Source organism: Dyadobacter sp. AC419, assembly GCF_979253085.1.
This window is the reverse complement of the sequence record NZ_CEEDCD010000017.1, coordinates 381638-403319: the sequence shown is the minus strand read 5'-3', so window position 1 is coordinate 403319 and position 21682 is coordinate 381638. Positions and strand designations below refer to the sequence as shown.

The 21682-nt window shown below is 45.1% G+C and carries 21 protein-coding genes and 2 pseudogenes; 18 read left to right on the top strand and 5 right to left on the bottom strand.

Annotated features, from left to right (window positions below; genetic code table 11):
• Nucleotides 1-59 precede the first annotated feature (59 nt).
• The 14 genes and pseudogenes from AC0IYG_RS12160 (at nt 60) to AC0IYG_RS12095 (ending at nt 11955) form a co-directional block, all read left to right on the top strand.
• On the top strand, nt 60-1256 hold the full coding sequence (locus AC0IYG_RS12160; RefSeq protein ID WP_471711330.1) for an ankyrin repeat domain-containing protein: 1197 nt from the start codon (nt 60-62) through the stop codon (nt 1254-1256).
• 245 nt (nt 1257-1501) lie between these two features.
• A complete protein-coding gene (locus tag AC0IYG_RS12155) occupies nt 1502-2341 on the top strand; it encodes an SMP-30/gluconolactonase/LRE family protein (RefSeq protein WP_471711369.1) in 840 nt (279 codons plus the stop codon).
• A gap of 354 nt (nt 2342-2695) precedes the next feature.
• Complete coding sequence (locus tag AC0IYG_RS12150; protein ID WP_471711329.1) at nt 2696-3436, top strand: hypothetical protein; 741 nt, start codon at nt 2696-2698, stop codon at nt 3434-3436.
• 222 nt (nt 3437-3658) lie between these two features.
• A complete protein-coding gene (locus AC0IYG_RS12145) occupies nt 3659-4030 on the top strand; it encodes a hypothetical protein (protein ID WP_471711328.1) in 372 nt (123 codons plus the stop codon).
• A 228-nt stretch (nt 4031-4258) separates the two neighbouring features.
• Nucleotides 4259-4942 carry a M3 family metallopeptidase gene (locus AC0IYG_RS12140; RefSeq protein WP_471711327.1) on the top strand — a complete coding sequence of 228 codons (684 nt, stop codon included), beginning with the start codon at nt 4259-4261 and terminating at the stop codon, nt 4940-4942.
• Nucleotides 4924-5037 carry a M3 family metallopeptidase gene (locus AC0IYG_RS12135; protein WP_471711326.1) on the top strand — a complete coding sequence of 38 codons (114 nt, stop codon included), beginning with the start codon at nt 4924-4926 and terminating at the stop codon, nt 5035-5037. The genes AC0IYG_RS12140 and AC0IYG_RS12135 overlap by 19 nt, the downstream gene beginning before the upstream one ends.
• A 40-nt stretch (nt 5038-5077) precedes the next feature.
• Nucleotides 5078-5712: pseudogene (locus AC0IYG_RS12130) on the top strand (M3 family metallopeptidase).
• A gap of 61 nt (nt 5713-5773) precedes the next feature.
• Nucleotides 5774-8173, top strand: a pseudogene (locus AC0IYG_RS12125) (TonB-dependent receptor).
• 5 nt (nt 8174-8178) lie between these two features.
• Nucleotides 8179-9132, top strand: coding sequence for a DUF4249 domain-containing protein (locus AC0IYG_RS12120; RefSeq protein ID WP_471711325.1), 954 nt, complete (start codon nt 8179-8181; stop codon nt 9130-9132).
• A 300-nt stretch (nt 9133-9432) separates the two neighbouring features.
• On the top strand, nt 9433-9846 hold the full coding sequence (locus tag AC0IYG_RS12115; protein ID WP_471711324.1) for a hypothetical protein: 414 nt from the start codon (nt 9433-9435) through the stop codon (nt 9844-9846).
• Between the two features lie 99 nt (nt 9847-9945).
• Nucleotides 9946-10479 carry a hypothetical protein gene (locus tag AC0IYG_RS12110; protein ID WP_471711323.1) on the top strand — a complete coding sequence of 178 codons (534 nt, stop codon included), beginning with the start codon at nt 9946-9948 and terminating at the stop codon, nt 10477-10479.
• 16 nt (nt 10480-10495) lie between these two features.
• Complete coding sequence (locus tag AC0IYG_RS12105) at nt 10496-10702, top strand: hypothetical protein (RefSeq protein WP_471711322.1); 207 nt, start codon at nt 10496-10498, stop codon at nt 10700-10702.
• A gap of 23 nt (nt 10703-10725) precedes the next feature.
• Nucleotides 10726-11418, top strand: a complete 693-nt coding sequence (locus tag AC0IYG_RS12100) for a DUF421 domain-containing protein (protein ID WP_471711321.1) — start codon at nt 10726-10728, stop codon at nt 11416-11418.
• Between the two features lie 105 nt (nt 11419-11523).
• Nucleotides 11524-11955 carry a DUF1398 family protein gene (locus AC0IYG_RS12095; protein WP_471711368.1) on the top strand — a complete coding sequence of 144 codons (432 nt, stop codon included), beginning with the start codon at nt 11524-11526 and terminating at the stop codon, nt 11953-11955.
• Here the strand turns inward: AC0IYG_RS12095 and AC0IYG_RS12090 are convergent.
• A complete protein-coding gene (locus tag AC0IYG_RS12090; RefSeq protein WP_471711320.1) occupies nt 11912-12925 on the bottom strand; it encodes a threonine aldolase family protein in 1014 nt (337 codons plus the stop codon). The two genes, AC0IYG_RS12095 and AC0IYG_RS12090, sit on opposite strands and share 44 nt — an antisense overlap.
• A gap of 66 nt (nt 12926-12991) precedes the next feature.
• Between AC0IYG_RS12090 and AC0IYG_RS12085 the strand changes: the two genes are divergently transcribed.
• Together AC0IYG_RS12085 and AC0IYG_RS12080 are read left to right on the top strand one after the other, a co-directional pair.
• A complete protein-coding gene (locus AC0IYG_RS12085; RefSeq protein WP_471711319.1) occupies nt 12992-13183 on the top strand; it encodes a hypothetical protein in 192 nt (63 codons plus the stop codon).
• Nucleotides 13184-13271: 88 nt separating this feature from the next.
• Nucleotides 13272-13862 (top strand): outer membrane beta-barrel protein, encoded by a 591-nt coding sequence (locus tag AC0IYG_RS12080; RefSeq protein WP_471711318.1) that lies wholly within the window; start codon nt 13272-13274, stop codon nt 13860-13862.
• Between the two features lie 98 nt (nt 13863-13960).
• On the opposite strand, the gene AC0IYG_RS12075 is transcribed toward AC0IYG_RS12080, so the two are convergent.
• Both AC0IYG_RS12075 and AC0IYG_RS12070 read right to left on the bottom strand, forming a co-directional pair.
• Entirely contained in the window at nt 13961-14698 is a 738-nt protein-coding gene (locus tag AC0IYG_RS12075) for an FAD-dependent oxidoreductase (RefSeq protein ID WP_471711367.1), read from the bottom strand.
• On the bottom strand, nt 14592-15050 hold the full coding sequence (locus AC0IYG_RS12070) for an FAD-dependent oxidoreductase (protein WP_471711317.1): 459 nt from the start codon (nt 15048-15050) through the stop codon (nt 14592-14594). Before AC0IYG_RS12070 ends, AC0IYG_RS12075 begins: the two co-directional genes overlap by 107 nt.
• A gap of 217 nt (nt 15051-15267) precedes the next feature.
• On the opposite strand from AC0IYG_RS12070, the gene AC0IYG_RS12065 reads away from it, so the two are divergent.
• Both AC0IYG_RS12065 and AC0IYG_RS12060 read left to right on the top strand, forming a co-directional pair.
• Complete coding sequence (locus tag AC0IYG_RS12065; RefSeq protein ID WP_471711316.1) at nt 15268-16113, top strand: MBL fold metallo-hydrolase; 846 nt, start codon at nt 15268-15270, stop codon at nt 16111-16113.
• Between the two features lies 1 nt (nt 16114).
• Entirely contained in the window at nt 16115-16870 is a 756-nt protein-coding gene (locus AC0IYG_RS12060) for a patatin-like phospholipase family protein (RefSeq protein ID WP_471711315.1), read from the top strand.
• A 58-nt stretch (nt 16871-16928) separates the two neighbouring features.
• On the opposite strand, the gene AC0IYG_RS12055 is transcribed toward AC0IYG_RS12060, so the two are convergent.
• A complete protein-coding gene (locus AC0IYG_RS12055; protein WP_471711314.1) occupies nt 16929-18227 on the bottom strand; it encodes a vanadium-dependent haloperoxidase in 1299 nt (432 codons plus the stop codon).
• On the bottom strand, nt 18211-21597 hold the full coding sequence (locus AC0IYG_RS12050; protein WP_471711313.1) for a VCBS repeat-containing protein: 3387 nt from the start codon (nt 21595-21597) through the stop codon (nt 18211-18213). Before AC0IYG_RS12050 ends, AC0IYG_RS12055 begins: the two co-directional genes overlap by 17 nt.
• Nucleotides 21598-21682: the final 85 nt, after the last annotated feature.

Sequence of the window (21682 nt, the reverse complement as noted above, 5' to 3'; positions counted from 1 at the left end):
ATAGTGACCCAAAATTTGCTGAGAATTACAAAAAGTAGCCACAACATCTTTCAAGCCGAATGACAAATGCTCCTTCTGACATTGCTCTCAAAAAAATAGAATCTGCGGGCCTAAATTTCAATACAGAAGGATTCAAAAGATCATTTTCCGGACATCGTTCAGATGAACTATTTGAGCTGTTCATTAAAGCTGGGATTATTGAAAAGATCAAGAATCCGGACAGTATCCTACGGCATTGCGTTCAAAGAGCTTCGTTGGCAAAGCTGAAAACACTCCTTTCAGTCATGAATATCAAAGATTTGTCAAACGAGTTGTTTTTTGATCTGACCGAACGGGCAGCATTCGAAGATTATGATGTTCCTGATAGTCCTACGACATTACAGTGGATGAGCTTAGTAAATGATTTCTTAAAGGGAATTACGGACGCGAATCTTACAAAGTTCAGGAAAGTCCATTCAGGTAGTTACAAAGGAACAGAGGAGCAATCAATTTTAAAATTTGCTGTGAGTATGAAAGATCCACAGCTAGTTCAGTCTGTGATCAATAAAGGAGGGTTTGCCAATTCGCGATACCTTCAAGATAGTTACCTGCAAGGTGGAAACTTACTTCACCTGATTTCAGCTCAAAAAATCACTATTGAGAAGGACATTGAGATCATTAACATTTTAATGGCGGCAGGAATCGAAATTGATTTAAAAGACAATAACGGGCACACACCACTAGCTTTGTGTGCTATGAATGGATTGTTAGAAGTAGCGCGTGCGTTCATAGCCCACGGCGCTTGCGTCAACACCATGATTGGTAAGAATAGCGATAGCACAATTTTGATACACAGTATCTTACATGCCAACTATAAAATATCTCAACTATTAATAGAGCATGGCGCAGACATACATTTCCAGAACAAAAATGGCTGGACTGCGGCAAAACTTGCATTCAGCCGACGTAATAGAGAAATTGGAGAAATGTTAATTGCAAAGGGCGCTATTTTGCGACCCTTCATAGGATTGGGTGGATCTCCTTGCCTTAATGGAGGAATCAATGTTGAAGTGCTCGACAATACTGTCTTAGGAAGCGCCTTCGCCGCGGGTATTAAACGAAATGACATAATTATTACCGTTGACTTACAGCCAGTAAATTCAATGGTTGAGTTGATTGATCTTACCGCAAGAAAACGTCCTTTAGACACGGTTGAATTAACTGTACTACGCCAAGACGAAATTTTGAATTTCACAGTTGAGATTCTGGTAATCTGACGATAGTCACGCTCGAATATTGACTACTTTAACATGCCTACCGGCAGCTACTGCGGGCTGGTAAAGCTTTACGGCATTGCGCCTTCGCGCGTTGCATAAGTAAGGAATCGCCACTTGCAGACTTTTAAAGCAACCGGGACCAACTTCGCCCGGCATTGTTTTGATATGAAAAAATCAGCAGGTTTTTATTCTTTCTGACCGGAATAGCAGCATTGCTCTTTCCGGCCTTACTTTCAGCACAAATGATGGATTCAAAGTCAATAGTAGCGCCCGGCGCGCAGGTTGAGAAACTCGGTGACGGTTACAAATTTACCGAGGGACCGATTGCCGACAAAGATGGCAATGTATTTTTTACAGATCAGCCCAATAACAAAATCATTCGCTGGGACGCGGAAAGCGGCAATTTCAGTGTTTTTTCGGACAACGCAGGTCGTGCTAACGGCATGTATTTCGACAAGGCGGGTAACCTCGTTGCTTGTTCGGATGAAGACAATCAAGTTTGGTCTTTTGATAAAAATGCCAAGCCAACCGTTTTGGTAAAAGACTATGAAGGAAAGCTCCTAAATGGTCCAAATGACCTCTGGATCGATCCAAAGGGCGGAATTTACCTGACCGACCCGATGTACAAGCGCGATTACTGGAAGCGTGATCCAGCTATGCAGCAGGATGGGCAGCACGTTTATTATCTCAATCCGGAAACGAAAAAATTGATCCGCGTTGATGAAAAAATGAAGCAGCCCAATGGCATTATCGGCACCAAAGACGGCAAAAAGCTTTACATAGCCGACATTGGCGATAACAAAACCTACGTTTACGACATTCAGAATGACGGCACGCTTGCCAACCGCACGCTTTTCGTTTCAAAGGGTTCCGATGGAATGATCCTGGACGCGGAAGGAAATCTCTACATTACAGGAAAAGGCGTTACGGTTTTTGACAAAACAGGCCAGCAGATCGCGCATTTTCCAATTCATAATGGCTGGACGGCGAATCTTTGTTTCGGAGGAAAAAATAACGATTTGCTTTTCATTACTGCTGAAACGGCCGTTTATGGATTGAAGATGAAGGTTAAGGGGGTGAAATGATGTCAAAAGGAAGCTCCTCGGGAGCCTGCGTCGCGCAAGTAACGACCTTGCTAGAAACAGGAAGCCCCGCCGGGGCTTGCGTCTTGCAAATAACAAACGTGCTAGAAAACAGAATGCCCCTCCGGGGCAACTCATTGCGAGCCAGCAGGCGGCAGCCTGCTAGCCGCGGAGCGGCTTCCTGTTTCTAGGAAATAAAATATCCGTGTTGTTTGGCGCCGGAGGGGCCTCCTATTCGGGAAACGATCGTTTTTCACCTCTTAACGCCCTTTCGCGCCGCTCACAAATTCTGTCATTCCTGGTTGCAACCTTTGACCGTTTTCTGGTTTCTGGCTAATAAAAAATCATTTATTAGCCATGAATCCAATTTTCAGATCCGCTTTACAATTAACAAAATCAACTCTTTTCGCGGGCATTATTTCCGTTGCTGCGTTTTCTTGCCGGACTGCTGAGCTTGCCGTTGACAATGATCTAAAAAATGAAACCGAAACTCACACGGTTAAGGGCCGTCAGGGCTCACAAATCGGGCAGGTGATTTCGTTTGGAGATTATAAAACAAGCAAGGTGAAGCGCGGCTGGACTTCCGGTTACTCGGTTCCGTTTATTGTGAAATTTAATGGCGCAAAGGAAAAATTGAGCTTTCAGCAGTTCGGGCCGGACGGGAAATCTGCCGAGGTTGCACTTGTCAGCCGCTTTAAGGAAACAGAGTATGAACCTTTGCAGGATCATTTTTCGATTGCGCTTAAATACAAAAATTACTTCGCAGGATCTGTTAAGCCGGCAAACAGCGATGAAGCGTGGGACTTTATCGTCCACAATGTCGACGGTTCGAGCCGAAGTTTGAACAAAAATAAAACAGTTGGTTTTGCGCGCTCGCGGCATATGCAGATTGACATTGCGGGCATTTGCGAACTGGAAGGCTCATCGAGCTTTTTGACCCAGAATGACGTCTACGGTTATGGATTCCAGCTGGACGGAAAGATTATCGGAGCCGTTTCAACACTTAACAATGGGAAAGTTTGGTTCAAAAAAGGCCTTAGTGAGGAGCAGAAGCTGATATTAGCCGCCGTTTCCTCGGGACTCGATGCTCAGAAATAATGTTGCGGAAAATGCCATCGCAGCCAATTAAGACTACCTTCTTGTAACTAATCGTTGAATATGATAAATTGCGTGCTGAAAATTTAATCACGCAATCGGAATGTTTCAGGCATTCCAATGATCATTCCATTATGCCGCAGGAAATTTCGAATCCATTTTTAACAGCATATAACACGCCGTTTCAGGTTCCGCCTTTTGATAAAGTGGCAACCTGAACATTTTTTGCCGGCTTTTGAACAAGGCATAGCCGACCATGAAGAAAGCATTGCGGCCATTTCGAACAGCGATGAAACGCCTACATTTGCAAACACAATTGAGGCACTCGAACGGAGCGGCGACCTCCTTACCCGCGTCAGTTCAGTGTTTTTCAATCTGGCTTCGGCCAATACAAATCCTGAAATTGAAGCACTTTCAAAAGAAATTGCGCCCAAACTTTCCCATCATAGCGACAATGTTTATCTCAATCCAGATTTATTCCGCCGTGTTAAGGCGATCAATGACACGCAAAAAAGTCTGAATCTCAGCCCAGAACAAGCGCGGTTGCTGGAAAAAACATACAAAGCATTTGTAAGAAGCGGGGCGAATCCTGAATGATGCCGAGCAGACAAAAATGCGGGACATTAACAAGCAATTATCTGTCCTAACAGTCCGTTTTGCACAAAATCTGTTGGCTGAAACGAACAAGTTCGAGTTGATCATTAACGATGAATCTCAACTTTCAGGATTGCCCGAATCCATTAAATCCAATGCTTCGCCAGAACTGGCGAAGGCGCGCTGGAAAGGAAGGGAGCTGGAAAATGTACACTGCACCAGCCGAGCGTCATGCCGTTTTTGCAATATGTTGATGACCGGTCGCTGCGGGAAACCATGTACAAAGCTTACACAAGTCGATGCAATCATGACGACGAACTAGATAACAAGGAAATCGTAGTGCAGATTGTCGGATTACGCGCTGAGCGGGCTAAGTTGTTGGGTTACACGAGCCATGCCGATTATGTTTTGGAAGAATGCATGGCTAAGGGTGAATATGAAGCCTTCAATTTCGTGCATAATCTTTGGGAAATAGCTTTACCCGTCGCTAAATCAGAAGCCTCGAATATGCAGGACTTAATGAATAGCAAAAGCGTTGAAAGTGAGCTGGAAGCGTGGGATTGGGCTTACTATGCCGATCAGGTTCGGAAAGAAAAATTCAATTTTGACGCCGAAGCATTGAAGAAACCATATTTTCAGCTGGATAATGTCCGGGACGGCATATTTCACGTCGTTCAAAACCTTTACGGATTAACTTTTACGAAAATTAAAGACATTCCAAAATACCACGAAGATGTGATTGCCTATGAAGTGTGTGAGGCCAATGGTGATCTGACGGGCATTTTTTACATGGATTTTTTCACGCGAAAATCAAAAAGAGGCGGTGCTTGGATGACTTCCTATCGCAAGCAAAGCGTTAAAAATGGCCAGCGAATTGCTCCTATCGTGTCCATTGTTTGCAATTATGCCAGCTAAAAACCGGTGAAAATCCCGTCTTACTGACTGCGGAGGAAGTGGAAACATTCTTTCACGAATTCGGTCACGCATTACGGTTTGCTGTCCAATGTTGAATATGAAACACTGTCCGGCACTTCGGTTCCGCGCGACTTTGTGGAACTGCCGTCACAGATCATGGAACACTGGGCATTTGAACCGGAAGTCCTGAATTTTTACGCCAAACATTATCAAACCGGCGAGACGATTCCCGACGAAGCAGTTGAGAAAATGAAAAATGCGTCCAAATTCAATCAAGGATTTGCAACGGTGGAATATTTGTCGGCATCCCTGCTCGACCTCTTTTATCATATGGAACCCACGCAGTTTGAACCCAACACATTTGAGGAGCAGCTGACGACAAATCTTGGGCTGATCAAACAGATCGCTCCGCGTTACAGAAGCACTTATTTTCAGCACATTTTTTCGCCGGCGGTTACTCGGCCGGTTATTACAGTTACATCTGGTCAGAAGTGCTCGATAGCGATGCATTTGCTGCTTTTAAAGAAACGGGAAAGATGATCCCGCAACTGCGTTATCATTCAGAAAAAACATTCTTGAAAAAGGCGGAACAGGCGAGCCAAAGGATCTTTATAAATCATTCCGCGGCAAAAATCCGAACGAAAAATATTTACTGGAAAACAGAGGACTCGCAAAATCATAGCAGCAAACATTTGATCCAATCGGCGCAAAAAGGAGTATATACGGCAAGCGGAAGGTTTGTCCATTGTGTATTTTACCCTTTACTATGATCTATACTCTATTATCGAAGGAGTCGTTACAAAAAACCGTTATTCCGCTGCCATGTGCTAGATTCTGACCGTCTCGTTTTTGCTTTTTTCGCTAACGATCTTTGCACAGGAACGGGTTACAATCAGTGGCTTTGTAAAGGAAAAAGGCAGCCAGGAGCAGTTGCCGGGCGTTAATGTTTATATTGAAGGCACGCCTTATGGCGCAGTAACAAACACTTACGGGTTTTATTCGCTTACGCTTCCCGCTTCCGACAGCGCCACACTTTCGTTTTCATTTGTTGGCTACGAAAAAACCGATTTACGAATCAGTCTTGCTAAAATCTTGAACTGAGCATCTTTTTAGCGACCATTAACCAGCTTGAAGAAGTCGTTGTTTCAGCTCGGCGGCAGGATGATTATGTGAGCCGGTCGGTGCAGATGAGCCAGATCGAAATTCCTATTGCCCAGCTCAAAAAAGTGCCTGCTTTTTTTGGTGAAAAAGACGTTTTACGTGTGCTGCAACTCATGCCGGGCGTGCAAAAAGGCACCGAAGGACAAACCGGACTTTACGTGCGCGGCGGCGGGCCGGATCAATCGTATCATTCTCGACGATGCGGTCGTTTACAATGCCAATCACCTTTTCGGATTTTTCTCCATTTTCAACAGTGACGCCTTAAAAAGCGTAGAGTTAACCAAAGGCGGCTTCCCGGCGCGCTATGGCGGGAGACTCTCGTCGGTTTTGGAAATGAATATGAAAGAAGGAAGCAAAGATAAGCTGCATGGCGAAGGCGGGATCGGGCTAATATCTTCCCGACTTACATTGGAAGGGCCCATTTCAAAGGAAAATCATCATTCCTGATCTCCGGACGCAGAAACTACATTGATTTGCTGGCCTCTCCATTCATTAAGCAATCCCAAAAAGGGGACGAAAGCCAGGTTAGGCCAGGTTATTATTTTTATGATCTTAATGCCAAAATGAATTACGACCTCGGCCGAAAAGACAAGCTTTATGTCAGCGGATATTTTGGACGGGATAAATTTCACGTTGACGAAGAAAGCTCCGATTCTGAAACGCGCGCAGGGCTCGATTGGGGAAATACGACAGCCACAATGCGTTGGAACCACGTGATCAGTCAGAAGCTTTTTGTAAACACCTCACTCATATTCAGCAATTTCAACTTCGGTGTTTCCAGTTATTCCAAAGAAATCAATGGGGACGGCGCCACGGAAGACGAGTTTAGCTTAGACTATAATTCCCGGATCAGGGATTTCGGCATTAAGACCGATTTCGACTTATATCCTTCGTCCAAGCATGCCATTAAATTCGGCGCGCAAGTGACGCAGCACAAGTTTATTCCTTCCGCATTGGCCATTGAAGGTTCTTTTATCGACAATCCCATCGAACGCTCAGCGAGGCCGATCAACACTTTGGAAGCAGGCGCCTACATTGAAGACACGTGGCAGCCGGTGGAAGCTTTGAAGATCAACGGCGGCTTTCGGGTTAGCGCTTTTCAAACATCGACCAAGACATATGTGCGTCCCGAACCGCGTTTGTCTGCTGCATTAAGGCTTGCGCAGGACTTTTCGTTGAAAGCGTCCTATGCGCAAATGAACCAATATGTGCATTTGCTTTCCAACACCGGATTGGGGCTTCCAACCGATTTGTGGGTTCCTACAACCGACCGCGTAGCTCCGCAGCAGTCAAAACAAGTTGCTATGGGCTTGGCCAAAGATCTTGAACGACCTGCGCTGACATTGACCCTGGAAGGTTATTACAAACGAATGGGGACAACATTCTCAACTACAAAAGAAGGCTCGTCGTTTCTGAGCATCAATGGTGAAAATGCGAACGAACTCAGCTGGGAAGACAATGTTACGGCGGGCAAGGGCTGGTCATACGGCGGCGAGTTTTTGATCCAGAAAAAAACGGGAAGATTTTCTGGCTGGATTGGTTACACATTGTCCTGGACTTACTGGAAATTCCCGGAATTGAACTTTGGCAAAACATTTTTCCCACGCTATGACCGCAGACACGACCTTTCTGTCGTAGGCATTTTCGAGGTGAACAAGCGGATAACCCTTTCTTCAACATGGGTTTACGGAACGGGCAATGCGCTTACTTTACCCGTTGCCACTTATCAGGGCGTCAGCGACAATTTCATCACGCGCTTTAATCCAAACAACAAACCAGTCGTAAGCTGGAATGGACCTACGGTGAGCGAATATGGCCAGAAAAACAGTTTCAGGGCTGAGCCTTTCCACCGCATGGACTTCGCAATCCAGTTTCACAAGCAGAAAAAGCGCCACGAGCGCACTTCGGAGATTTGGTGTGTACAATGTTTACAACCGCCGAAATCCATTTTTCTACGACATTGATTCTGATGACACCGAAAATGGCTCAACCGGCTCAGGCAAAAGCACATTGAAACGCTATTCGTTGTTTCCCGTGCTTCCTTATTTTAGCTACAATTTCAAGTTTTGACCGCCATGAAATTTTCCCATATCATATTATTATTGCTCACAATTGCTGCATCTGCATGCGAGTCGCTGATTACGGACATTCCGGCTGATAAATTGCCAAGAACGGAGTCGAAGCTGGTGATCCAATCTTTCATTTCTCCGCAATCTCCACGCATTAATGTTGTTGTGACTGAGTCTGTTCCGTTGTTCAGCGAGACGACCAATAAGGGCGGCGTTGTGCGTAATGCGCTTGTTAAAATCTCCGATGGTTCCAGGGAAGTTGAAATTCCTTACGACACGGCAAGTGCTTTATACAGCATTGACAGCGCTATTTTCCCGATTGTTGCTTCCAAAACTTACTCACTTTTCGTGTCCGACGGCACGCGCGTCGCAACTGCCGTTTGCACCGTTCCCGACAAACAGGTCCGGGCATCATCATTCAAAATTGACACATCATTTTCAAGCAACTTATTCGAACAGGACACGTCCCTGACCGTTCAAATGACCTGGACGGATATTGCTGCCGACACCAATTATTATCGTGTAAAAGCATACGTAGACCTGGAATATAGTGTTGCAGAAGGAAATAGTGCAGAAACATTCAAGGAAAGAAGGGTCAAAAACCGCTTTGCCTTTAACTGGGACGAAACCATTGGCCGCAATGATTATCAAAGTGACGGCAATCTGGACGGCGCTGCATTTACTTCACCGATCGGCCGGACGGTCCTGCCTAATGTGATTGTGTATAATTATGGGAATGGAAACGAGTTCACCGTTTATCCGAAGGCCAAAATTGCCTTGTTAATGCTCGAAATTTACAACACGGACGTGCATTACTTTAAATATCACCGCTCCCTGGAAATGCGCGGTAATTCTGACAATCCATTCATTGAACCAACATTGATTTACACCAATGTCAGCGGCGGCCTGGGTTGCTTCGCGGCCTACAACACGGGTTTATTAAACTATCGTCCTGAATAAAAAACCCGCTTCATTCTACATATTATAGCAAATTGAGGTCAAAGCACCTCAAAATGTTCACGATTGTTTTTCAACAATTGCAGAAGAAATCTCTGCATTAATCACAGCAGGAACAATTTACCGCAAGCTTACTTATAAGGCATACTTTTTTCAGGTTTGCACTAAAAAGGCACTATTCGTTTCTGCTTTTGACGCAGAAATTCATTACGCCAAAGTTCAAAATTGCTTCAACACATTTAAGATATTCATTGTCAGCTCGACTGACATTTTAATAAAACACTAACCTTAAACCAAATAGATATGGATTTGCAAGGATCAGATAAGGATAAGGAGAAAAAACCGCATCCATCCAATAAAAACATGAGCGAACCCGATACGCTCATTGAGACACTCGAAGATTTACAGGCGGAAGGTTATACATACGATTTCAACATGACCGCGCACGCATTGGAAGTGCATAAAGACGACGGCATTTGCCTGACGCTTTCGCCAGAAGACTTCGACATTATCAAAGTTTACCGCTTCGAAGGCATGACAAACCCTTCCGATATGTCGATTTTATATGCTATTGAATCAAAGGATGGGTTAAAAGGCACATTAGTAAGCAGTTATGGCGTTTACGCCGATGCAATGTCCAATGAAATGATCAAAAAGCTGGACACAAGAAGCTCGCTGATCGTGCATCATCCGGAAGACGACGACATGGCTCATTAAGCGCGAATTTAAGCGTATATCAACATTAGTTAAGATTAAGATGTTACTTTACCAACCAAATGGTCGAGTAACATCTTTTTCATAACTATACAACCTATCATGAAATTTACCCCTCTTTATCAATCAATTGCCCTTTTAATATGCAGTATTGTGATGCTTGCCTGCGACAGCGGGAAAACGGATAACGACGACAATGCAGTAAGCGGACATTACGTGAACCGCACTTTTCTGGAAACCGCAAAAGATTCGATTCCAGGCACAATTAACACCTATGCTTATGAGCTTGACTTCATTAGTGCGGATAGTGTAAAAGTGTTTTACGGATTTGAAGAGGCAACATTGGCTTATGCCAAATCAGGAAAAAAGTTTGCGATCAAAAAGGCATTGCAGGAAAAGGATATGTTGTTTTCCATCGACGACAGCAAGCAGCTGATCCTGGAAGACAGCGCCTGGAAGCAGTCAAGTGAGAACTCAATGTTTGTTAAAAATGCAGTTGTGAGCGGACATTGGAACTTCCCGACGCAGCTGAATGAGGAAATGATCGCTGGCTCTTACTCGCTTTTCGAAAAAGGAAAGGCAACTGAAAAGAACGTTGTTTTTGATGCAAACGGAAAGGTGACCGGACTTCCCTGATTTCACAAATTATGAATTGTGTTTCAGTGGCGATTGCGTAGGCGAAGTCCATCCGATTTCCAATAATATTACATTCAGTTCGGCGACAAATAGCGGAACAACTTATGCGTTTCAATTCGATCGGGCGAGGAAACTGCTTAATATTTACAATATTGAAGCGCCTATCAAAGACATTAAAGGCGAAAGGGGCATCAAAGACGTTGCGTTTGAACTGCATTACTGAGCGAAATTTTAAACCAACATTGCATGAAGGAAATTTTTGAGTGGGAAAGATTCTTAATGAACGAATTGCCTTCCTCTTTCTTGATAGAAGTCGTGGTGCGCTCGACGATCATGTTTACGTTTTTGCTGATCGCATTGCGTGTAACGGGCAAACGCGGCGTAAGGCAACTATCTGTTTTTGAAACGGTTATCATTATTGCATTGGGCTCAGCAGCAGGTGACCCGATGTTTTATGAAGACGTGGGCATTATACCGGCGCTGGTGGTTTTCACAACCATCATTATGCTTTATCGCTTTGTAACGTGGTTAACCGGCAAAAGTGAATGGTTTGAACGATTGGTTGAAGGAAAAACGGTTTGTCTGATTCAGGAAGGCCGGTTTTCAATCAATGCATTCAAAAAGGAAACGCTCGCGCAGGATGAGTTTTTCTCAGAGCTCCGCGTTAAAAGCGTTGAACATTTAGGCCAGGTCCGGACAGCCTATCTCGAACCATCGGGCGAAGTAAGCGTTTATTTTTTCAAAGATGAAGACGTAAGGTTCGGGCTTCCGCTTACGCCTGATCTTTATCACAAAAAAGCAAAACGGATCGCGCAAAATGGGCATCATGCTTGCACATTTTGTGGCAATGTTGAAGAGTTGGAGCAGGGAGCAGCAAGTTGTCCGGTGTGTAAACGGGATGAATGGGTGGTCGCAATCAACAGCTTGCGAATTAGTTAATAAATATCAAAATTGCTTAAATCAGGCTGGCATGGCTATTTTAGGCTGAAACAATTGGACTTACAAAAGCATTGGAATATGGAAATGATCGAACTAACCGACTAGATAATCAGATCTGCCGAGCAGCGGTCAGCCGGGCAGGCATATCCTTTTTTTATAAAAAACCTGAAAGCGATCGGGGTGGAAAGTTATGAGGTCAAAGTCAAAAACCACAAACGTACTTATACATCCGTTATTGGTGAAAAACTGGTCATTCCCGGTGACATTCCCGAGTTTGAATGTGCAGAAACATTTGAACTGGAATCTGTAAAAGCAGCCATTAAGCGCTTCCAGGATGTTGCCATTGATTATCCTACATTCCTGAAAGAGCTTGGCGCTGCGGGAATTCACACATATGTCGCTGACCTGGTGGGCATGAAGGTCATTTACCAGGGCCCGAATTCAGAATACGAATATGAAGAGCTCATTTCCGGAGGTTTAGCCCCGGAATGTATCAAGCAATCCGCTTTTCCATTTCTTGCAAATGATCGTCAGTGAGATCAAGGTGGGTGACGAAACGCACGAGGTTTTTACCAAAAGCAACTGCCATAATGCCTTTCTGCGCTAGCTTTTGAACATAATCAGCCTCTGAAATATCGCTGGACAGGCGGATGATCACAATGTTCGTATCGACTGGAAAAATATCCTCGACTTCGGGCAACTGACTGAACATTTCGCCAATGATCTTTGCCCGTGCGTGGTCTTCTTTTAAACGTTCGACGTGGTTATCCAACGCGTAAATTCCGGCTGCTGCGAGGAAACCAGCTTGCCGCCAGCCTCCGCCCATTACTTTGCGGAATCTTCTTGCTTTATTAATCACCGCACGCGTTCCCAGCAGCAGCGAGCCGACCGGGCATCCCAAACCTTTGGAAAGACAAATGCTAATGCTGTCAAATGCTTGTCCATATTGCAGCGCACTCTCGCCCGTTTCGACTAATGCATTGAAAAGCCTCGCTCCGTCGAGGTGAAGCGGAATGTTGTGCGCTTTACCAACTTCCTTAATGGCTTCAATTTCCTTGAAATCATAATAGCAGCCGCCACCTTTGTTCATAGTGTTTTCCAATGAAACCAGCCGCGTTACGGTTGAGTGAATGTCGTGCTCGGGACTGATTGCTCCCGCAACCTGAGCGGCTGTCAGCCTTCCGCGGTCGCCATCAAGCAGCTTGACGGACGACAATGCATTGAGCATAATGCCGCCGCCTTCGTAAAGATAAATGTGCGAATATTTATCGCAGATCACATCGCTTCCGGGCTGCGTATGTACGCGAATGGCGAGCTGATTGGTCATTGTTCCCGACGGACAGAAAAGCGCGTCTTCCATGCCAAAAAGCCGTGCAGCTTTTTCCTGCAACGCATTTACCGTCGGATCGTCGCCCAATACATCGTCCCCTACTTCGGCCGCCCACATGGCTTCCTGCATTTCCCGGGTAGGTTTTGTGACTGTATCGCTGCGTAAGTCAATTTTCATATTGGATTCAACGTTTTTAAAAGAATATGCAAAAGTATGCGCATATATTGCGCAAAAATAAAGACAATGGAATTTGAAGCGTATTTAAAGCTGAAAAAAATAGATCCGGAAGCATTCAGAACCAAGGATCATGTGCGTTTCAGCGAGTGGGAAAACCTGTTTTCAACGATGCATCCGGATAGTTTTACGGCGCAAAAAAAGTTTTTGGTAAATGAAATCCGCAGGCGATATCATTTGCAGGAAGAACCTAAAGCTTGACAACGGAAATGTGCTCCCCAATGCTCAGGCACAATAATTGAATGGTTGATGGAAAGCAATTTTTATCTATCATCAACTACAATCAATTATGAAAAACGTTTTTCTTACGTTCGTTCTGATGTTGCTTGGCAGCATCCTTTACGGTCAGGCGTCAGCTCAGCCATCCATCGCCCTTCACGGATCTTACGGCTTCTCAGACCAGGGTGATATTTCCAATGGATTATGGGGCGGCGGCGCTCAGTTGCGCTTTTTCCTAGGGCCACATTTTGCAGTGGGTGCAACCGGTAAAATTTTCACAGAAGACCTTGAAATCACGCCCAGCACAGCCAACATTGAAACTTCCAGTTCTATCATTCCGGTTTCAGGTTTGCTTGAATATTATTTCACAGAAAAGGGCGTGCGTCCTTACATTGGAACAGAAGCTGGCGTCTATTTTCTGAAATTGAAAAGCGGAAATTTAGAAGCGACAGCCTCCAATTTTGGTATCGCACCGAAAGTCGGTTTTCAGATTCCATTGGGAAAAACCTTTGGCATATTCGCAGAAGGCGCTTATAACATTGTTTTTGGAAACGAAAACTCGATCCGCGTCAGCAACGCAGGCAACATTGATTTCAACAATTCCAGCAAGTTCTTTACGCTGCAAGCCGGAATCATCATCGGCCTCGGAAGCTCATTTTAATATATCGCTAGCACCAAGCTCTGGCTTGGTGCTTTTTTTATCCCTTCATCTCCTCCATCAGCTTCATCAATATCCCCACTGTCTTTTCCGTCTGCTCCTTACTTGGCGTCGTGTCCCAATTCCCGACAATCCCATTGCTGCCAATAAAAATGCCGTCTTTCCTCGAAATGAAGTTCGCACCTTTGAGTATATAACTTATAATTCACATCGCTTTGCGGGATCAGACAAGACAACTGGCCCGAAACCGGCGTAAGCTCCTGATCATTAAAAACAGGTTTTGCCCCAAGTCCCATGCAGTTCACGATCACTTTTTCTGACAATGCGTCAATGTCTTCCAATGTCTTGATTTCCTGGATTTTTACTTTGCCGCCAAACATGGTAAAATCCTGCAACTGGTGCCGTAAGTAACTTGGAATGTTGAACATAAGGTTTGTGCGGCGGGTAACGTGTGCGGCTTTGAACGGATGTTCTTTTGCTTCCAGCTTTACGCGTTCAGGGATCAGGCCATGAATTTCAAAATCCTCGCCGCCTGCTCCTGGCGTATAAACGGGCATTTCTTTAAAAACGCCATATTCCTCAGCCCAGCAGGCAATGTCGTCTAATCCTAAAAAGAATTGGAAGCGTCGGAAAGAAAAGCGCGTTGCTTCTTCCCAAATGGCCTTAAACTCCGGCTTAGCAACCTTTACATCGCATACGCGAGAAGCGGGTGACCACGTTCCGGTTGCGAGGTTACTGGTGATATTGGGCGGGACATCTTTTGTGTAAATCGTCACTTCGCAGCCACTTTCCTGCAACAATCGCGCGGTTGCAATGCCGACCGTTCCGCATCCGAGCACGGCCACTTTTTTTTTCATTTGTGGCCAGCACATTTTTTCGCGCAATGTTGCCCGTTCCCCACGAAAGCGACCATCCGCTGCCGCCATGCCCATAATTATGTACAATGGTTTTGTTACCAACCTGCTCCACATCCAGTCGCGGACCGGAAGCCCGGAACGGACGCAGACCCACCGTTTCTTTGACGATCCGGTCCATCGAAAGTCTCAGCTTGGGAATCTGATGATAACCTCGGCCAATGTGGAAATGCTTGTCAGGATATTGTAACTGCGTTTTCGGGGCGCAAGACGATGCAACTGCACCCAATGCAAAGGTTGCGGGTAATGCTTTTTCAAAAAAATTTCTGCGGTTCATTGGAGACGGGCTAAGGAATGTTACATTCGAAAAATAACGAGGATTATGCTTCAATACAAATTTTATATTGCCATATTAATTTTTAACAAAACGTTATATTAATATTCATAATAAATGCAATCATAATGGAGACTCAAAACCCCTTTGTGATATAAATCCTTTCCGATAACATTATTATCACTTTTTGATCTCTGACCGATTTCGGTAACTTTCCCGAATGAAAATCAATATCATTGACACCGGCTATTTCAAATTGGATGGCGGCGCCATGTTTGGCGTTGTGCCGAAGACATTATGGAACAAGCATAACCCGGCAGATGAGAAAAATCTTTGCAGCTGGGCCATGCGTTGCCTGCTGATTGAAGATGGTGGCAAGCTCATTTTGATTGATACAGGACTGGGTGATAAACAGGATCAGAAGTTTTTTGGTCATTACGATCTGCACGGCGATGCAACTTTGATTTCTTCGATTCGCAACTGCGGTTATGACGTAACGGACATTACAGACGTCATCCTAACCCACCTGCATTTTGACCACGTCGGAGGCGCTGCACGATATAATGCGGATCGAACTCGCATATTGCCCACTTTTCCGAATGCGATTTATTGGTCTAATGAGGCACATTGGGAATGGGCTGTTAATCCGAATCCGAGAGAGAAAGCTTCGTTTTTGAAGGATAACATTCTTCCGCTGAAAGAATCCGGGCAGCTGCAATTTCTTCAAAAAGGGCAATCCCCATTTCCTGCCATCGATTTCATTCATGTGGACGGGCATACGGAACAAATGATGCTTCCTGTGATTGCATATCAGGGTCAGAAGATCATTTACGCGGCTGATTTACTGCCTTCGTCCTATCACATTCCGTTACCCTGGATCATGAGCTATGATATGCGTCCGTTGACGACATTGGAGGAAAAACAGCAGGTTTTGCAAATGGCCGCGGCGGAAAATTGCATTTTATTATTTGAACACGATCCTGTTTTCGAAGCAGCTGTTGTAGAGCAAACGGATCGGGGCATAGCATTGCGGCAACGCGGCGCTTTAAGCGAATTTATCTCGTAATATGAAAGTTGGATTGGTGTTATCCGGTGGCGGAGCAAGAGGCATTGCGCACATTGGCGCGGTGAAAGCATTAATGGAAGCTGGAATGCAGCCCGACATCATCAGCGGAACAAGTTCCGGGGCGTTTATTGGGGCAATGTTGGCACATGGCCACTCGCCAGATGAGATTATTGAACTGATCATTCAGACAAGCTTTTACCCTTATATCAGGCTTGGATTTGGTGTAAATGGCCTTTTGCAAATGAACCGCCTTGAAGCGGTGCTTTGTAAATATATTCCTGAAAATACATTTGAATCATTGAAAACCTCGCTGGTCGTTACAGCCACGGACATTGTTTCGGGTGAAGAACTGCATTTTCGCAGCGGTCAACTGGCGATTCCCGTGCTGGCTTCCTGCTGTATTCCCGGCTTGTTCAGTCCCATCCTTTTTCAGGGACATGAGCTTGTGGATGGCGGCGTGCTGAATAACCTGCCCGTGGAGCCGATCATGAATGAAGCCGATTATCTGATCGGCATCCATTGCAACCCTTTTACATTAGACAAACCGCTCAAAAAAACAACCGAAATCATTTACCGAAGCCTGATCCTGGCCATGCACAGTAAAACCAAGGAACGTTTCAAAAAATGCAACCTGTTAATCGAACCGCCAGAACTAAGCAAATTCAACATCTTCGACTTCCGAAAGCTGGGGCAGCTGTTTGAAGTCGGCTATGTTTACACCAAGCGGCTTTTGGATGAGCTGGAAGTTACTTTTTAGTCATTAACCTAGTAAATCCAAAGTTGAACTTTGGATTTACTAGGTTGCGATGATCGCTTCACTCCCCAAGCTTCCTAACCACCCAATCCCCCACTTCCAGACCTTGTTTCTGACCGTTTTCGATGGCGTCCATGAAGTGGATTCCTCCGTAGAAACGGGACATGCCGGATTCTTCTGCGGCGGCGATGAAGGATGGGAATTTTCGCGCTTTCAGGCCGAAACGTTCTTCGACAGTATCTGTATAAGCAAATTTATCTCCGAAAAAATGGGTCAGGATCACTGCCGACGATGACGATATTACCGAATGTCCGCTCAGATATTCGGGGAAAGGCGGGGTTTGCAGGAATGGTGTCCAGGTGGGATCAATGTATTTGCGGATGGCGGTTTCGGGACGGATTCGGTTGCTTCTGTATTTTTCGTCCCAGCACGCCATAAATCCGTCCATTAATCCAATGGCAACGGCGGTGTTGACGAGCAATGTTTTTGAAAAATCGGCTTTGGCTTGTTTGCATGCAATGGCAGTAATGCCCATCCAATGTGCTCCCGGCGATATTTTCTTCATTCCGACGAGTAAGTGTCCCCGATTTTCCAGTGCAAACGGATTGCAATCCCAGAATGCTGCCATAACCCGGTGCTGCGCTTCCTTTTTATCATCATAATTCTGCTTCATTAATTTGAAAAAAGCAGAGTTTTTGTCCTCCGAAAAAGGAACCGGAGGCGCAGGCCGGAATTGTGAAACGGAATCCAGCGTGAACGAACGAATGGTTTTGAAATAAGGCTCCACGGGTGGAAAATAGCCCGGTGGCGTCGGATACCAGCTTCCTGTCGCGCGCTGCGGCTCGTATCTTGGATAATTGCTGATCTGATTGTATTTGTCAGCTTTGGCATATTTCAAAATCTGCTTGCTGATCCCCACGGCATATTCCTGAGAACCGGCAATGATCGCATCGCTGACCCCTTCTTTCCTGCACGAATCAAGTAATTTCTTTTGATAGGCTTCCAATAATGCGCCGGATGGCTGCATTTTCTTGGCAGTTTCAATCATTGCCAATATGGCGCTAAGCTCGGCTGCGTGCTCCTCAACTGCCGGCTTTTCCATTTTTGGATAATCGTTCAGCACGCCGTGCATGCTTTTGTAAGCTGTATCATTTTGGGAAACCACTTCATATCCGGCCAGACATGCGTAAGCGAAAAACCGTGCACTCAATGGCGGATTCGTCACATCGTGCACCATAATGTCGGTCATGCTGGCCGTTATATGACTAATCGCATCAGGATCAATTCTCGCAGGTTTTTCCTTTTTGCAGCCTGCCAGAAAGCATAAAACGACCAAAAAAATGCTATTTAACTTTACCAATTTGATACGCTTTAATTTCTTGTTGATTAATTCCAAACAGCAGCTTCTCACCAACCGGCAGCACACTCCGCACATCACCTTTTAAGTTAAAACCGGACTTGTCCTGGCTAATGTAAGCAAACTGCCCCTTGCCATTTCCTTTCAATAAAACGCCATAATTAGCGTCATATTTACCAAATCGCAGTCTTGCCCGGCTGACATTACCGCAAAGCAGCAAATCCTTATTTCCATCCTGATCATAATCGACCGCCGTAATGGTGTAAACCGGCGCCACTTGTGCCTGGAAAGGAAGACTTTTCTCAACGAATTTTCCATCTGCGGCTCTCTCGAAGTAAGCCGTTTTCAGATAATTAGCCTTTAATTCCTTGGCTCCATTGAGTTCGTCGGCTGTAAAAATCTCTTTCGTAGTTGCGTCCGCATAGCTTTTGTAATCCTGGAAGCGCGTCCGCATGATGCTCATTTGATCCAGCATTTCGTCGCGTGTGACATAAGGATAACTTTTGCCCTGAATGTAAAAGCTCATGATCGGGTCGATGGAACCGTTGTCGTCGAAATCTTTATAAATCATCTCAACCGGCTCAGCATCAGAGGCTTTACACTGACTGTTTAAACCCAGATTTCCAATGACAAGATCGTCCTTCCCATCCCCATTCATATCGCTGAGCAGGATTTTATTCCACCAGCCAGTGTAATTCTTGGCAAAATAAGTCGACGTTTTGTTTTCAAGCTTGCCATTCGCATTGATGAAAGCGGTAACCGGCATCCACTCGCCTACTACGACAAGATCTGGTCTTTTATCATTGTTCAAATCCGTCCAAACGGCGTCGGTAACCAGGCCAATGCTGGCGAGTTCCTGCGAAAACTGGCTGGTCTGATCCGAAAACTTTCCGCTTCCGTCATTGATCAGAATGTAGCTTCTAGGCGTTTCAGGATATCGTCCAGGGATTACGCGGCCGCCTACAAAAAGATCCGGTTTCGCATCTCCGTTAATGTCTGCCACGCGCACGCAACTTGTGCTGGTGATCATTTTAGGCAAACTTCCCGCGCTTTTGGTAAAATTTCCTTTGCCATCATTCAAATACAAACGGCTTTGCAAAAGCGGATCTTCGGGCATGAATGCGGCATAACCGCCACTGCACACAAACAGGTCCTGAAAACCGTCACCATTGGCGTCGAAAAAGGCTGCATCCGTATCGTCACTTTGTTTATCTGCGTCAAAAGCAGCAACCGGTTTGCTGGAAAAACTTCCATTTTTCTGTTGTAAATAGAGCTTACCCGATTCTCCGGAGCCGCCGCCTGCAAACACATCTTCCAAGCCGTCGCCATTCACATCGCCTTTGACCAGACATGGTCCCGAAAACGAAATAGGATTGATCAGCAAAGGCTGGCGTTTGAAATCGTTGGTGTTATTGGCAGTGCTTTTATAAGCTATCGGCGATTGCACCGCTGTGTAAACCGGCGCTGTTAAATTGGGTTTAGACTTTTCCGTCTTCGCGTTTTTCTCGGATAATGTTAATAACGCATTTATCTTGGGCGCTATAACTTTCTCCTGTTTGCCATTCAGCCACACAACCAGCAGTGAATCAACACTTTGCTTACCCAAACCGAAATGCAAAATGGGTGATACACTCGACTGATAACCGCGCGTCGGCATTTGTTCAAGATATTGCTTTTGCCCTTTGTTATAAATGATGACTTTGGCGCCAATCCCAAACTTATTCTGTCCGTCTCCGTCCAACTTTACTTTTAAATAATTATTTTTCAACAACTTATCACCGTCATTCTGGTAAATAAATGCTGGCTTGTTAATGTTGTTCACAATCAGATCGAGGTCTCCGTCATTGTCCAGATCTGAATAAGCTGCGCCGCCGCTGTTGGAAATTTCGCCTAATCCCCAACGGTCTGCAACATTGATGAAAGTCAGGTCTTTTCTGTTTTGAAAAAGATAATTTTTCATGTTGGAGGAAGGCATTTGATACACCATTTCCAGCACATCTTCGCGCCTAACCTGCCCTTCAATGCGTTTCAGACGATCGCCCATGAATTTGACAAAATCCATATTGGTGAAATCGCGCAGGTTTCCATTAGTGATAAATAAGTCCTTCCAGCCATCATTGTCATAGTCTGCGAACAGCGACGCCCAGCTCCAATCCGTGTTGGAAACGCCCGACAACTGCCCTACTTCCGAGAAAACGGGCACCTTGCTTTTGCCTCCCAGTCCCTGGTTCAGTTGCAGCATATTGCGCATATACTGGTGATGAAAACCCACTTTTACATTGAAATCAAACAACTCGTAATTGTCCAGTCCATGCAGCAATTTCTGGCGGCGATTGTCTTCCGGAAGCATATCGAGTGTGAAAATATCCGGAAGTGCGTCGTTGTTAAAATCTGCAATGTCATTGCCCATTGAAGAATGGGAAGTGTGACCGATGGAGGCATCGAGCGCATCGGTAAAAGTGCCGTTTTTGTTATTGATATATAAAAAATCAGGAACGGAATAATCGTTAGAAACATACATATCCTGCCAGCCGTCCTGATTTACATCTGCAATGCCGATGCCCAATCCATAAGTTAGCGGCGAGCTGTGAATGCCTGCCTTTTTAGTAATGTCAGAAAAAAACGGTGTCCCGTCTGGCTTCGGATCGTTTCTAAAAAACCTCAATCCTGCAATAGGATCATCTTTTTTAAGCAAATCAGCTGTGCTGGCTTCGTCGAGTATAGGAAGAGATTTTGGATTGTGATTTAGTAAAAACATATCCAGATCACCGTCTTTATCAAAATCAAAAAAAGCGGCCTGTGTGCTGTTGCTGGGCGCTCCCAAGCCATATTTCTCAGCGGATTCTTCAAACTGCGGAATGCCGTTTGCATCATTGCCTTTATTTACAAAAAGCTGGTCTTTCAGGCTTTCGGGAGACACATTGCCGGAATAGCAAACGTAAATATCCAGCTTGCCATCGCCATTTACGTCGGCCATGGTCACGCCTGTTTTCCAAGGTCTTTCACGCCCCATAACGCCTGCGGTTATGGTAATGTCTTCAAACTGCATTTCCCCTTTGTTCAGATACAGTTTGTTGGGCACCATATTTCCGGTAAAATAAATATCGTCAAGCCCATCGCCGTTGAGGTCGCCGGCTGCGACGCCACCGCCATTGTAAAAATATTCGTACATCAACACATTCGTATTGAGGCCTTCCGTGAGTGTATTAGCAAAATCAATTTTGGTTTTTTCCGCTGGCAATAGCGTGAATAATGGCGGCTGATCATTGCCCTCTTTCGCTTGTCCGGAATCGCCGGATTTATCACAATTAAGCAAGGACAAAATGAAAATCAGCACGATAACACCTGGATACCAGGATTTTATTGGCTTCATAAAAAGACCACGAAGGTTGAACTGAATGTAAAAAAGAAACTATGCCTTCATAACGAAGACATAGTTCCACAAATTTACTAATAAA

Excerpts from the sequence above, each read along its gene's own strand:
- AC0IYG_RS12100 (WP_471711321.1), top strand. The coding sequence starts at position 10,726 with ATGAAGGAAATTTTTGAGTGGGAAAGATTCTTAATGAACGAATTGCCT.
- AC0IYG_RS12065 (WP_471711316.1), top strand. The coding sequence starts at position 15,268 with ATGAAAATCAATATCATTGACACCGGCTATTTCAAATTGGATGGCGGC.
- AC0IYG_RS12150 (WP_471711329.1), top strand. The coding sequence starts at position 2,696 with ATGAATCCAATTTTCAGATCCGCTTTACAATTAACAAAATCAACTCTT.
- AC0IYG_RS12060 (WP_471711315.1), top strand. The coding sequence starts at position 16,115 with ATGAAAGTTGGATTGGTGTTATCCGGTGGCGGAGCAAGAGGCATTGCG.
- AC0IYG_RS12050 (WP_471711313.1), bottom strand. The coding sequence starts at position 21,597 with ATGAAGCCAATAAAATCCTGGTATCCAGGTGTTATCGTGCTGATTTTC.
- AC0IYG_RS12085 (WP_471711319.1), top strand. The coding sequence starts at position 12,992 with ATGGAATTTGAAGCGTATTTAAAGCTGAAAAAAATAGATCCGGAAGCA.
- AC0IYG_RS12080 (WP_471711318.1), top strand. The coding sequence starts at position 13,272 with ATGAAAAACGTTTTTCTTACGTTCGTTCTGATGTTGCTTGGCAGCATC.
- AC0IYG_RS12070 (WP_471711317.1), bottom strand. The coding sequence starts at position 15,050 with ATGAACCGCAGAAATTTTTTTGAAAAAGCATTACCCGCAACCTTTGCA.
- AC0IYG_RS12090 (WP_471711320.1), bottom strand. The coding sequence starts at position 12,925 with ATGAAAATTGACTTACGCAGCGATACAGTCACAAAACCTACCCGGGAA.
- AC0IYG_RS12115 (WP_471711324.1), top strand. The coding sequence starts at position 9,433 with ATGGATTTGCAAGGATCAGATAAGGATAAGGAGAAAAAACCGCATCCA.
- AC0IYG_RS12160 (WP_471711330.1), top strand. The coding sequence starts at position 60 with ATGACAAATGCTCCTTCTGACATTGCTCTCAAAAAAATAGAATCTGCG.
- AC0IYG_RS12140 (WP_471711327.1), top strand. The coding sequence starts at position 4,259 with ATGCCGTTTTTGCAATATGTTGATGACCGGTCGCTGCGGGAAACCATG.
- AC0IYG_RS12120 (WP_471711325.1), top strand. The coding sequence starts at position 8,179 with ATGAAATTTTCCCATATCATATTATTATTGCTCACAATTGCTGCATCT.
- AC0IYG_RS12110 (WP_471711323.1), top strand. The coding sequence starts at position 9,946 with ATGAAATTTACCCCTCTTTATCAATCAATTGCCCTTTTAATATGCAGT.
- AC0IYG_RS12155 (WP_471711369.1), top strand. The coding sequence starts at position 1,502 with ATGGATTCAAAGTCAATAGTAGCGCCCGGCGCGCAGGTTGAGAAACTC.